The organism is Escherichia coli DSM 30083 = JCM 1649 = ATCC 11775, from assembly GCF_003697165.2.
In the GTDB taxonomy this organism is placed as follows: Bacteria; Pseudomonadota; Gammaproteobacteria; order Enterobacterales; family Enterobacteriaceae; genus Escherichia; species Escherichia coli.
The window spans coordinates 431,793-443,209 of sequence record NZ_CP033092.2 but is presented as its reverse complement, the minus strand read 5'-3'; the positions used below and the strand labels follow the sequence as shown (position 1 = coordinate 443,209).

The 11,417-nt window shown below is 50.1% G+C and carries 23 protein-coding genes; all 23 read right to left on the bottom strand.

All coding sequences use genetic code 11. From position 1 onward, the window contains the following. Window position 1: 1 nt before the first annotated feature. Complete coding sequence (gene rplO / locus EAS44_RS02940; RefSeq protein WP_001238917.1) at window positions 2–436, bottom strand: 50S ribosomal protein L15; 435 nt, start codon at window positions 434–436, stop codon at window positions 2–4. A gap of 3 nt (window positions 437–439) precedes the next feature. Then, the gene (rpmD, locus tag EAS44_RS02935) at window positions 440–619 is read right to left on the bottom strand and encodes a 50S ribosomal protein L30 (RefSeq protein ID WP_001140433.1); all 180 of its coding nucleotides are present in this window, start codon (window positions 617–619) and stop codon (window positions 440–442) included. 3 nt (window positions 620–622) lie between these two features. Beyond that, on the bottom strand, window positions 623–1,126 hold the full coding sequence (rpsE, locus tag EAS44_RS02930; protein WP_000940121.1) for a 30S ribosomal protein S5: 504 nt from the start codon (window positions 1,124–1,126) through the stop codon (window positions 623–625). A gap of 14 nt (window positions 1,127–1,140) precedes the next feature. Continuing rightward, a complete protein-coding gene (gene rplR / locus EAS44_RS02925) occupies window positions 1,141–1,494 on the bottom strand; it encodes a 50S ribosomal protein L18 (protein WP_000358960.1) in 354 nt (117 codons plus the stop codon). Window positions 1,495–1,503: 9 nt separating this feature from the next. Beyond that, window positions 1,504–2,037: a 50S ribosomal protein L6 gene (gene rplF / locus EAS44_RS02920; protein WP_000091945.1), complete on the bottom strand. Its 534-nt coding sequence runs from the start codon at window positions 2,035–2,037 to the stop codon at window positions 1,504–1,506. 12 nt (window positions 2,038–2,049) lie between these two features. After that, window positions 2,050–2,442, bottom strand: coding sequence for a 30S ribosomal protein S8 (gene rpsH, locus EAS44_RS02915; protein WP_000062611.1), 393 nt, complete (start codon window positions 2,440–2,442; stop codon window positions 2,050–2,052). A gap of 33 nt (window positions 2,443–2,475) precedes the next feature. Beyond that, the gene (gene rpsN / locus EAS44_RS02910; protein ID WP_001118930.1) at window positions 2,476–2,781 is read right to left on the bottom strand and encodes a 30S ribosomal protein S14; all 306 of its coding nucleotides are present in this window, start codon (window positions 2,779–2,781) and stop codon (window positions 2,476–2,478) included. A gap of 14 nt (window positions 2,782–2,795) precedes the next feature. Continuing rightward, a complete protein-coding gene (gene rplE / locus EAS44_RS02905) occupies window positions 2,796–3,335 on the bottom strand; it encodes a 50S ribosomal protein L5 (protein WP_001096200.1) in 540 nt (179 codons plus the stop codon). Window positions 3,336–3,349: 14 nt separating this feature from the next. Further along, window positions 3,350–3,664 carry a 50S ribosomal protein L24 gene (rplX, locus tag EAS44_RS02900; protein ID WP_000729186.1) on the bottom strand — a complete coding sequence of 105 codons (315 nt, stop codon included), beginning with the start codon at window positions 3,662–3,664 and terminating at the stop codon, window positions 3,350–3,352. A gap of 10 nt (window positions 3,665–3,674) precedes the next feature. Then, the gene (gene rplN / locus EAS44_RS02895; protein WP_000613955.1) at window positions 3,675–4,046 is read right to left on the bottom strand and encodes a 50S ribosomal protein L14; all 372 of its coding nucleotides are present in this window, start codon (window positions 4,044–4,046) and stop codon (window positions 3,675–3,677) included. A gap of 164 nt (window positions 4,047–4,210) precedes the next feature. Next, on the bottom strand, window positions 4,211–4,465 hold the full coding sequence (gene rpsQ / locus EAS44_RS02890; RefSeq protein ID WP_000130100.1) for a 30S ribosomal protein S17: 255 nt from the start codon (window positions 4,463–4,465) through the stop codon (window positions 4,211–4,213). Continuing rightward, window positions 4,465–4,656 (bottom strand): 50S ribosomal protein L29, encoded by a 192-nt coding sequence (gene rpmC, locus EAS44_RS02885; RefSeq protein ID WP_000644741.1) that lies wholly within the window; start codon window positions 4,654–4,656, stop codon window positions 4,465–4,467. The genes rpsQ and rpmC overlap by 1 nt, the downstream gene beginning before the upstream one ends. Continuing rightward, window positions 4,656–5,066, bottom strand: coding sequence for a 50S ribosomal protein L16 (gene rplP, locus EAS44_RS02880; protein ID WP_000941212.1), 411 nt, complete (start codon window positions 5,064–5,066; stop codon window positions 4,656–4,658). Before rplP ends, rpmC begins: the two co-directional genes overlap by 1 nt. Window positions 5,067–5,078: 12 nt before the next feature. Next, the gene (gene rpsC / locus EAS44_RS02875; RefSeq protein WP_000529945.1) at window positions 5,079–5,780 is read right to left on the bottom strand and encodes a 30S ribosomal protein S3; all 702 of its coding nucleotides are present in this window, start codon (window positions 5,778–5,780) and stop codon (window positions 5,079–5,081) included. Window positions 5,781–5,797: 17 nt separating this feature from the next. Continuing rightward, window positions 5,798–6,130, bottom strand: a complete 333-nt coding sequence (gene rplV / locus EAS44_RS02870; protein WP_000447529.1) for a 50S ribosomal protein L22 — start codon at window positions 6,128–6,130, stop codon at window positions 5,798–5,800. A gap of 14 nt (window positions 6,131–6,144) precedes the next feature. Beyond that, window positions 6,145–6,423: a 30S ribosomal protein S19 gene (gene rpsS / locus EAS44_RS02865; protein WP_001138117.1), complete on the bottom strand. Its 279-nt coding sequence runs from the start codon at window positions 6,421–6,423 to the stop codon at window positions 6,145–6,147. Window positions 6,424–6,439: 16 nt separating this feature from the next. Continuing rightward, window positions 6,440–7,261: a 50S ribosomal protein L2 gene (gene rplB, locus EAS44_RS02860; protein ID WP_000301864.1), complete on the bottom strand. Its 822-nt coding sequence runs from the start codon at window positions 7,259–7,261 to the stop codon at window positions 6,440–6,442. A gap of 17 nt (window positions 7,262–7,278) precedes the next feature. Next, window positions 7,279–7,581: a 50S ribosomal protein L23 gene (gene rplW / locus EAS44_RS02855; protein ID WP_000617544.1), complete on the bottom strand. Its 303-nt coding sequence runs from the start codon at window positions 7,579–7,581 to the stop codon at window positions 7,279–7,281. Next, complete coding sequence (gene rplD, locus EAS44_RS02850; protein ID WP_000424395.1) at window positions 7,578–8,183, bottom strand: 50S ribosomal protein L4; 606 nt, start codon at window positions 8,181–8,183, stop codon at window positions 7,578–7,580. Before rplD ends, rplW begins: the two co-directional genes overlap by 4 nt. 10 nt (window positions 8,184–8,193) lie before the next feature. Beyond that, window positions 8,194–8,823, bottom strand: coding sequence for a 50S ribosomal protein L3 (gene rplC, locus EAS44_RS02845; RefSeq protein ID WP_000579833.1), 630 nt, complete (start codon window positions 8,821–8,823; stop codon window positions 8,194–8,196). A 32-nt stretch (window positions 8,824–8,855) separates the two neighbouring features. Then, window positions 8,856–9,167 (bottom strand): 30S ribosomal protein S10, encoded by a 312-nt coding sequence (gene rpsJ / locus EAS44_RS02840; protein ID WP_001181004.1) that lies wholly within the window; start codon window positions 9,165–9,167, stop codon window positions 8,856–8,858. A gap of 237 nt (window positions 9,168–9,404) precedes the next feature. Further along, window positions 9,405–9,824: a putative general secretion pathway protein GspB gene (gspB, locus tag EAS44_RS02835; RefSeq protein WP_000461443.1), complete on the bottom strand. Its 420-nt coding sequence runs from the start codon at window positions 9,822–9,824 to the stop codon at window positions 9,405–9,407. A 1-nt stretch (window position 9,825) separates the two neighbouring features. Beyond that, window positions 9,826–11,295: a type II secretion system protein GspA gene (gene gspA / locus EAS44_RS02830; protein WP_000107586.1), complete on the bottom strand. Its 1,470-nt coding sequence runs from the start codon at window positions 11,293–11,295 to the stop codon at window positions 9,826–9,828. Between the last annotated feature and the right edge of the window lie 122 nt (window positions 11,296–11,417).

Here is an 11,417-nt window from a genome sequence, read left to right as displayed (position 1 = left end):
CTTATTCCTCGATTTTACCGCCAGCAGCTTCGATAGCAGCACGAGCGCCTTTAGTAACACGCAGGCCACGAACAGTTACCGGAGTCGTTACTTCGCCAGCCAGGATCACTTTCGCGAACTCGATCTGGATACCGATAATGTTAGCCGCTTTCAGCGTGTTCAGGTCTACAACACCGCCTTCTACTTTAGCCAGGTCAGACAGACGAACTTCGGCTGTAATCGCTGCTTTACGAGAAGTGAAGCCGAATTTCGGCAGACGACGGTACAGAGGCATCTGACCACCCTCGAAACCGCGACGTACGCCACCGCCAGAACGAGATTTCTGACCTTTGTGACCACGACCACCGGTTTTACCGAGGCCAGAACCGATACCACGACCCAGGCGTTTACCCGCCTTTTTGGAGCCTTCGGCCGGAGACAGAGTATTTAAACGCATCTCTTACTCCTCAACTTTAACCATGAAGGAAACCGCGTTGATCATACCGCGAATAGCAGGAGTATCCTCGCGCTCTACGGTGTGACCAATACGACGCAGACCCAGGCCAAGCAGCGTTGCCTTGTGTTTCGGCAGACGACCGATTGCACTGCGGGTTTGAGTAATTTTAATAGTCTTTGCCATGGTTTATTTCCCCAGAATTTCTTCAACGGATTTACCACGCTTGGCAGCGACCATTTCTGGAGAATTCATATTTTCCAGGCCATCGATAGTTGCACGAACCACGTTAATCGGGTTGGTGGAACCATACGCTTTAGCCAGAACGTTATGAACCCCAGCGACTTCCAGAACGGCGCGCATTGCACCACCGGCGATGATACCGGTACCTTCGGAAGCCGGCTGCATGAATACGCGAGAACCCGTATGAACACCTTTAACAGGGTGTTGCAGAGTACCGTTATTCAGCGCGACGTTAATCATATTGCGACGGGCTTTTTCCATCGCTTTCTGGATCGCTGCTGGAACTTCACGCGCTTTACCGTAACCAAAACCAACGCGACCGTTACCATCGCCAACTACAGTCAGAGCTGTGAAGGAGAAAATACGACCACCTTTAACGGTTTTAGATACGCGGTTTACCGCGATCAGCTTTTCCTGCAGTTCGCCAGCTTGTTTTTCGATGTGAGCCATCTTACACCTCTACCTTAGAACTGAAGGCCAGCTTCACGGGCAGCATCTGCCAGTGCCTGGACACGACCATGATATTGGAACCCGGAACGGTCAAAGGATACATCTTTGATGCCTTTTTCCAGAGCGCGTTCAGCGACAGCTTTACCCACAGCTGCAGCCGCGTCTTTGTTACCGGTGTACTTCAGTTGTTCAGCGATAGCTTTTTCTACAGTAGAAGCAGCTACCAGAACTTCAGAACCGTTCGGTGCAATTACCTGTGCGTAAATGTGACGCGGGGTACGATGTACCACCAGGCGAGTTGCGCCCAGCTCCTGGAGCTTGCGGCGTGCGCGGGTCGCACGACGGATACGAGCAGATTTCTTATCCATAGTGTTACCTTACTTCTTCTTAGCCTCTTTGGTACGCACGACTTCGTCGGCGTAACGAACACCCTTGCCTTTATAAGGCTCAGGACGACGGTAGGCGCGCAGATCCGCTGCAACCTGGCCGATCACCTGCTTATCAGCGCCTTTCAGCACGATTTCAGTCTGAGTCGGACATTCAGCAGTGATACCCGCAGGCAGCTGATGGTCAACAGGATGAGAGAAACCCAGAGACAGGTTAATCACATTGCCTTTAACCGCTGCACGGTAACCTACACCAACCAGCTGCAGCTTCTTAGTGAAGCCTTCGGTAACACCGATAACCATTGAGTTCAGCAGGGCACGCGCGGTACCAGCCTGTGCCCAACCGTCTGCGTAACCATCACGCGGACCGAAGGTCAGGGTATTATCTGCATGTTTAACTTCAACAGCATCGTTGAGAGTACGAGTCAGCTCGCCGTTTTTACCTTTGATCGTAATAACCTGACCGTTGATTTTTACGTCAACGCCGGCAGGAACAACGACCGGTGCTTTAGCAACACGAGACATTTTTTCCTCCGATTAGGCTACGTAGCAGATAATTTCGCCACCAAGACCAGCCTGGCGCGCTGCACGATCAGTCATAACACCTTTAGAGGTAGAAACAACTGCGATACCCAGACCCGCCATAACTTTCGGCAGCTCATCTTTACGTTTATAGATGCGCAGACCTGGGCGGCTGACACGCTGAATGCTTTCTACAACAGCTTTGCCCTGGAAATACTTCAGAGTAAGTTCCAGTTCAGGCTTGGTGTCGCCTTCAACTTTAAAATCTTCAATAAAACCTTCTTCCTTCAGCACGTTGGCGATTGCCACTTTCAGCTTGGAGGAAGGCATGGTGACCGCAGCTTTGTTCGCGGCCTGACCGTTACGGATACGGGTCAGCATATCCGCGATCGGATCTTGCATGCTCATCTGTCTTTACTCCCGTGATTCAATTGGTGACAATTACCAGCTAGCCTTTTTCAGACCCGGGATTTCACCGCGCATAGCGGCTTCACGGACCTTAATACGGCTCAACCCGAACTTCCGCAGGAAACCATGCGGACGACCTGTTTGACGGCAGCGGTTACGCTGACGAGACGGGCTGGAATCACGCGGCAGAGTCTGCAGCTTGAGAACAGCGTTCCAACGATCTTCGTCGGAAGCGTTCACATCAGAGATGATCGCTTTCAGTTCAGCGCGTTTCGCGAAGTATTTATCAGCTAAAGCTACGCGTTTTACTTCGCGTGCTTTCATTGATTGCTTAGCCATTTAGTAACCCTACCTTACTTGCGGAACGGGAAGTCAAAGGCAGCCAGCAGAGCGCGGCCTTCTTCGTCAGATTTCGCAGTAGTGGTAATGGTAATATCCAAACCACGAACGCGGTCGACTTTATCGTAGTCGATTTCTGGGAAGATGATCTGCTCACGGACACCCATGCTGTAGTTACCACGACCGTCGAAAGACTTAGCGGACAGGCCACGGAAGTCACGGATACGAGGTACAGCAATAGTGATCAGGCGCTCAAAGAACTCCCACATGCGTTCGCCACGCAGAGTTACTTTACAGCCGATCGGATAGCCCTGACGGATTTTGAAGCCTGCAACAGATTTGCGTGCTTTGGTGATCAGCGGTTTTTGACCGGAGATTGCTGCCAGGTCTGCTGCTGCGTTATCCAGCAGTTTTTTGTCAGCGATCGCTTCACCAACACCCATGTTCAGGGTGATCTTCTCGACCCGAGGGACTTGCATGACAGAATTGTAGTTAAACTCAGTCATGAGTTTTTTAACTACTTCGTCTTTGTAGTAATCATGCAGTTTCGCCATCGTACTACTCCAAATTACTTGATAGTTTCGCTGTTAGACTTGAAGAAACGGACTTTTTTACCGTCTTCGAATCTAAAGCCTACACGGTCAGCCTTGCCGGTTGTCGCATTGAAGATTGCTACGTTGGAAACCTGAATAGCGGCTTCTTTTTCAACGATGCCACCCGGTTGGTTCAGGGCCGGAACCGGCTTCTGATGTTTCTTAACCAGGTTGATACCTTCAACAATGACCTTGCCGGAAGACAGGACATTCTTAACTTTACCGCGTTTACCTTTATCTTTACCGGTTAACACGATAACTTCGTCATCACGACGGATTTTCGCTGCCATGATTCGCTCCTTAGAGTACTTCTGGTGCCAGAGAGATAATTTTCATGAACTTCTCACTACGAAGCTCACGAGTTACCGGCCCAAAAATACGCGTACCGATAGGCTGCTCGCTGTTGTTGTTCAGAAGAACACAAGCATTACCATCGAAGCGAATGACAGAACCGTCCGGGCGACGAACACCCTTCTTGGTGCGCACCACTACCGCCTTCAGCACATCACCTTTTTTGACCTTACCACGCGGAATTGCTTCTTTGATGGTGATCTTGATGATGTCGCCTACGCCTGCGTAGCGACGGTGCGAGCCACCCAGAACCTTGATACACATTACGCGACGTGCACCGGAGTTGTCGGCGACGTTCAGCATAGTCTGTTCTTGGATCATTTTAGTGCTCCGCTAATGTCAACTACTACTGAGACCCGAAAATCAGGTCGTTAAAAATCCCCATATCGAGGGCGCGGCATTATAACACCGCTTCAAGGATATGGGTAGAAAAAATAAACGGCTCATTTCTGAGCCGTTTATTCGTATCGAGAGAGTGTACTGTATTACAGAACCGCTTTCTCTACAACGCGAACCAGCGTCCAGGATTTAGTCTTGGACAGCGGACGGCATTCGCGGATTTCAACCACGTCACCGATACCGCATTCGTTGTTCTCGTCATGTACGTGCAGTTTGGTCGTACGCTTGATGAATTTACCGTAGATCGGGTGTTTCACAAAACGTTCGATAGCAACAACAATGGATTTCTCCATTTTGTCGCTAACAACGCGACCTTGCAGAGTACGGATTTTATCGGTCATTACGCACCCGCCTTCTCGTTCAGTAAAGTCTTAACGCGTGCGACATCGCGACGCACTTGCTTCAACAGGTGAGACTGTTGCAGCTGGCCACTTGCAGCCTGCATACGCAGGTTGAACTGCTCACGCAGCAGGTTCAGCAGCTCGGTGTTCAGCTCTTCAACGCTCTTCTCACGCAGCTCTTTTGCTTTCATTACATCACCGTCTTAGTTACAAAGGTGGTTTTAATCGGCAGTTTCGCTGCTGCCAGCTTGAATGCTTCACGGGCCAGCTCTTCCGGAACACCGTCCATTTCATACAGGACTTTACCCGGCTGAATCAAGGCAACCCAATACTCCACGTTACCTTTACCTTTACCCATACGCACTGCCAGCGGCTTTTCAGTGATCGGTTTGTCCGGGAACACACGGATCCAGATCTTACCTTGACGCTTAACTGCACGGGTCATAGCACGACGTGCTGCTTCGATCTGACGTGCAGTCAGACGACCACGGCCAACAGCTTTCAGACCGAAGCTGCCGAAGCTAACATCCGTACCCTGCGCCAGACCGCGGTTACGGCCTTTGTGCATTTTACGGAATTTTGTACGCTTTGGTTGTAACATCAGCGACGCTCCTTATTTACGGCCTTTACGCTGCTGCTTTTTAGGCTGAGCAGCCGGTTTTTCCGGTTGTTCAACAGCAGCCATACCACCCAGGATCTCGCCTTTGAAGATCCACACTTTAACGCCGATTACACCGTAAGTGGTGTGCGCTTCAGAGGTGTTGTAGTCGATGTCAGCACGCAGAGTGTGCAGCGGTACGCGACCTTCGCGGTACCATTCGGTACGTGCGATTTCCGCGCCGCCCAGACGGCCGCTAACTTCAACTTTAATACCTTTAGCGCCCAGACGCATTGCGTTCTGTACAGCACGCTTCATAGCACGACGGAACATAACGCGACGTTCCAGCTGAGAAGTGATGCTGTCAGCAACCAGTTTTGCGTCCAGTTCAGGCTTACGAACTTCGGCGATGTTGATCTGTGCAGGAACGCCAGCGATGTCCGCTACGACCTTACGCAGTTTTTCTACGTCTTCACCTTTTTTACCGATAACGATACCCGGGCGAGCAGTGTGAATGGTTACACGGATGCTCTTAGCCGGACGCTCGATAACGATACGAGATACGGACGCTTTAGCCAGTTCCTTAGTCAGGTACTGACGTACTTTAAAATCGCTGTCCAGGTTGTCAGCGAATTCTTTGGTGTTCGCAAACCAGGTAGAGTTCCATGGTTTTACAATACCCAGGCGAATACCATTAGGATGTACTTTCTGACCCATTGCTAGTCTCCAGAGTCTCAGCGATCGGACACAACCACAGTGATGTGGCTGGTGCGCTTCAGGATGCGATCTGCACGACCTTTTGCACGCGGCATAATGCGCTTCATGCTCGGGCCTTCGTCTACGAAAATTTTCGTAACTTTCAGATCGTCAATGTCAGCGCCATCGTTGTGTTCAGCGTTAGCAATGGCAGATTCCAGAACTTTCTTGACCAGTACAGCCGCTTTCTTGTTGGTGTAGGTCAAAATATCCAGAGCCTGCGACACTTTCTTACCGCGAATCAGGTCAGCAACAAGGCGAACCTTCTGAGCAGAAGAACGAGCATGGCGATGTTTAGCGATAGTTTCCATCTCTTCCTCCTACCTTATTTCTTCTTCGCTTTTTTATCAGCAGCGTGGCCGCGATAAGTACGAGTCGGTGCGAATTCACCCAGTTTGTGACCGACCATTTCGTCGGTTACAAATACCGGAACGTGCTGACGACCATTATGGACAGCGATGGTCAAACCGATCATGTTAGGAAAGATCGTTGAACGACGGGACCAAGTGCGCAGGGGCTTCTTGTCTCCGCTTTCCACCGCTTTCTCTACCTTCTTCAGCAAGTGCAGGTCAATAAAAGGACCTTTCTTGAGAGAACGTGGCATGGCTTATCCTCTAAAATTATTTGCTACGGCGACGTACGATGAATTTATCAGTACGCTTGTTGCTGCGGGTCTTCTTACCTTTGGTCTGAACGCCCCACGGAGTTACCGGGTGCTTACCAAAGTTACGACCTTCACCACCACCATGTGGGTGGTCTACCGGGTTCATCGCGGTACCGCGAACGGTCGGACGAACACCACGCCAGCGTGCAGCACCTGCTTTACCCAGAACGCGCAGCATATGCTCAGCATTGCCAACTTCGCCCAGAGTTGCACGGCAGTCTGCTTCTACTTTACGCATTTCACCAGAACGCAGACGCAGGGTGACATAAGCACCATCACGAGCAACGATCTGAACGTAAGTACCAGCGGAACGTGCCAGCTGACCGCCTTTACCTGGTTTCATTTCTACGTTATGAACAGTAGAACCAACCGGGATGTTGCGCATCGGCAGGGTGTTACCTGGTTTGATTGCAGCATCAACGCCAGACTGAATCTGGTCGCCAGCTTTCAGGCCTTTAGGGGCCAGGATGTAACGGCGTTCACCGTCTTTGTACAGAACCAGCGCGATGTTCGCGGAACGGTTCGGATCGTACTCAAGACGTTCAACAACTGCCGGGATACCGTCTTTGTTGCGTTTGAAGTCAACAATACGGTAAGCCTGCTTGTGGCCACCACCGATATGACGAGTGGTGATACGGCCATTGTTGTTACGACCACCGGATTTGCTGTTTTTTTCCAGCAACGGAGCAAAAGGTTTGCCCTTGTGCAGCTCAGGGTTAACCACTTTAACTACGTGGCGACGACCCGGAGATGTCGGTTTACATTTAACAACTGCCATTGTATTACTCCTCCGACTTACTCAGCGCCGCCAACGAAGTCCAGATTCTGGCCTTCTTTCAGGGTGACGTAAGCTTTTTTCCAGTCGCTACGACGACCGATACGCTGTCCGTGACGTTTAACTTTCCCTTTAACTACCAGGGTGTTAACGACTTCGACTTCGACTTCAAACAGTTTCTGCACAGCAGCTTTGATTTCTGCTTTGGTCGCGTCTTTAGCAACTTTGAGTACGATGGTGTTGGATTTTTCCATCGCAGTAGACGCTTTTTCAGAAACGTGCGGTGCACGCAGCACCTTCAGCAGACGTTCTTCACGAATCATGCCAGCATCTCCTCAACTTGCTTAACAGCATCAGCAGTCATTACGACTTTGTCGAAGGCGATCAGGCTAACCGGGTCGATACCAGTTGCATCGCGTACGTCAACCTTGTGCAGGTTGCGCGCAGCCAGGAACAGGTTCTCGTCCAGCTCACCGGTGATGATCAGCACATCTTCCAGAGCCATGTCTTTCAGTTTCTGTGCCAGCAGCTTAGTTTTCGGCGCTTCTACAGAGAACTTCTCGACAACGATCAGACGATCCTGACGTACCAGTTCGGACAGGATGCTTTTCAGCGCGCCGCGGTACATCTTCTTGTTAACTTTTTGACTGTGGTCCTGCGGACGAGCAGCAAAGGTCACGCCACCAGAACGCCAGATCGGGCTCTTGATAGAACCAGAACGCGCACGGCCGGTGCCTTTCTGGCGCCACGGTTTTTTACCGGAACCAGTTACTTCAGCACGAGTCTTCTGAGCACGAGTACCCTGACGAGCACCAGCTGCATAAGCAACAACAACCTGGTGAACCAGCGCTTCGTTGAAATCACGACCGAAGGTAGTTTCGGAAACAGTCAGCGCGCTCTGCGCGTCTTTCAATACTAATTCCATTGCTATCTCCTTACGCCTTCACAGCTGGTTTAACGATCAGGTCGCTACCGGTTGCACCCGGGACAGCGCCTTTAACCAGCAGCAGGTTGCGCTCAGCGTCAACGCGTACTACGTCAAGGCTCTGAACGGTTACACGTTCGTTACCCATCTGACCTGCCATTTTCTTGCCTTTGAACACTTTGCCCGGAGTCTGGTTCTGACCGATAGAACCCGGAACGCGGTGAGACAAGGAGTTACCGTGAGTAGCGTCCTGGGTACGGAAGTTCCAGCGCTTAACGGTACCTGCGAAACCTTTACCTTTAGAGGTGCCAGTTACGTCAACTTTTTTAACGTCAGCAAACAGTTCAACGCTAATGCTCTGACCTACAGTGAACTCTTCGCCTTCAGCCAGGCGGAATTCCCACAGACCACGGCCAGCTTCTACGCCAGCTTTAGCGAAGTGTCCAGCTTCAGGCTTGGTCACACGGTTAGCTTTTTTAGCACCGGTGGTCACCTGAATAGCACGGTAGCCATCGTTAGCCAGGTCTTTAACCTGAGTAACGCGGTTTGCTTCAACTTCGATTACGGTTACTGGGATAGAAACGCCGTCTTCTGTGAAGATACGGGTCATACCCACTTTTTTACCGACTAAACCAATCATTGTTTCAACCTCTCAATCGCTCAATGACCTGATTAACCCAGGCTGATCTGCACGTCTACACCGGCAGCCAGATCCAGACGCATCAGAGCATCAACGGTTTTCTCGGTTGGCTCAACGATGTCAACCAGACGCAAGTGAGTACGGATTTCGTACTGATCGCGCGCGTCTTTGTTGACGTGCGGGGAGATCAGAACAGTGAAGCGCTCTTTGCGTGTCGGCAGCGGGATCGGACCACGGACCTGCGCACCAGTGCGCTTAGCAGTCTCGACGATTTCCGCGGTTGCTTGATCGATCAGACGATGATCAAACGCTTTCAGGCGGATACGGATTCTTTGGTTCTGCATGAGACCAGAGCTCCAATTATTTTATAAACGAAAATGATTACTCCTCAGACCCATTACGATTGATGGGAGAGTGTAACCGTTCTTACGTAGCTCCCCGATTGGGAGCATTGTTAGGTAGCCAAATTCGGCTAACTGAGGTTCAGATTGAACCTGCTGTCAACTACGACAAGCCCGCGCATTATACATACTTAACCACCGAACGCAAGCGTATTGCTAGTAAAGTAAACAGCCTTTGGGTTATCTCTCAAGTTCGTTCAGCGCATTTTTGACACGCTCTCTTAAACCGGCTTTCTCGTCGCTTTCTTCTACAGTATTTTCTTCGTCTTCAGAAGAAGAGGGGGCATTCTCAACCGCGACGCCTGGTTCATCTTCCTCCTCGACGGATTCGACGACGGGGAGTGGCTGTTTTTTGAAAAAATAGTGTTGTGTTGATTGTTTAAAAGCGGGCGTTTCAGCATCTACAGTGACTTCTGCTTTTACTATCCAAAGTGCCCATAGCTGCCGGGCATACCCACCAACCAACACCATTCCTGCAAACCACAGGCAAATCAGCAATAAACAAATGACATATATTATGGTGCTGTGTTTTTGTCGGGAGAAGATACCAGGGTGACCCGTTTCTTTCTGCTCACGCGCGGCGATATAGAATTCAAACATGTCATTTCCCCTTCACTGTTGTTTCTGGGGAAATATTTGCTTCATCCCGATATAAGTAGGCACTCTCCCCCGCCACCTGCCAGAGATGTACTAACGTTGAAAAGCCAACAACACCGTCAGTTTTCAAGTGATGGCTTTTTTGAAATTGCTTTATTTTTTCTACCAACAAGGGACGCCACTCTGCCGAAGATTCTGTCGAAATATGCAATGCGCGGTTTAACATCGTTTCCAGCCAGAGAATCTCTTCCTCGCTGCTATCACGCATAATGGTACTCTCCCCTTCCGGCGACATTTTCCACAACAGAAGATAATCACCCGTCCATACCAACTCAAACCATTTATGTGTCAGCGTCCAGGTTTGCTGCCCTACGAGTACATCAACGGTAGCATCACCGACGCGAACGACCACAACAGGCAATTTTTTGTCCCCGACTTTAAGCGATGCGATCCAGGGCAAATTCTGATCTACCAATGTTTGTAAAGAAGCGTTCCCACTTTTACATACCAGCCCCGCTCTTACTGCCTGATCGCACCAGGCCGAATCGGCTGGAACCTCGTACCCCCATACGCCGTATAACACGCTTAGCGCCTCACTATCGCGCATCACCACATGAGCAATATCCTTAGTCATATCTTGTTTAACTACTGGCGTTACGGGTATCAGCCACGCAGGAACGGGTAACGGAGCTGTGAAAGAGGACAGCAGTAGCCAACCACAGGTAAGTGCGAGAATGGTTCCACTCATCACCACGGCAAGCTGCATTTTCCGGGGGCGCTTATCACCTAATACGCGGTAAATCATTCGCCATTGTTTTGCAGTGAAAACGCGGGTCTGCTCGGCTTGCTGTAATAAGCTAATTGTTTCGCCGGCAAGCGCCAGCTTTCTGCGATCTCCCCGACATAATAAAGCTATCCGTTTCAGAACTCTGGCGGTTAAAAGGAGATCGGGCTGGTCAATATTCTGACCTTCAAGGATGCTTGCCTTAAGCTCGTGCTCCGTCAGACGACCTGTCGAGACAAGTTCAATGCCCTGTTTTTTAAAATCACGTTCAACTTTTCGATCGGGTCTGCCGATCAGCAAAAATTGACCGTCAGGAATAAGAGATATCGCGCGTTGGAGATCATCAAGTATGCGGCGGTGATTCAGGTGAGCATTTTCAATAATAATAAGAGGGCAGCGACTATCAGTTCGATGAAGTGCATGCAGTAATTGACCCGCCATCTCATCTCGCGTCCAGGCGCTGTCACGGCAGCCCTGTTCAGCCGCATTATCGTCGGTAACGATCCATGCGGCCTTACCTTGCCAGGAAACAACGAGGCTTAAAGTAATCACACGGCGATGTTTATCTTTTTGTAGTTGCTGCGCCAGCCAGGTTTTTCCACTTCCAGCCTCACCCAACAAATAGCACAGACGCCAGGTCTGACGTTTCTCACGCAACCAGGAAAGAATGACTTCTCTTCTCGTAGACATAGAACTTCCTGTTTTAATTATTGATTATCCTTAATCATAAAAATAATGTATGTATTTATTAATTAAATACATATTACTAATATAAATAAATTTTGCTTGATTCATGCAAGCGGCATTAATAC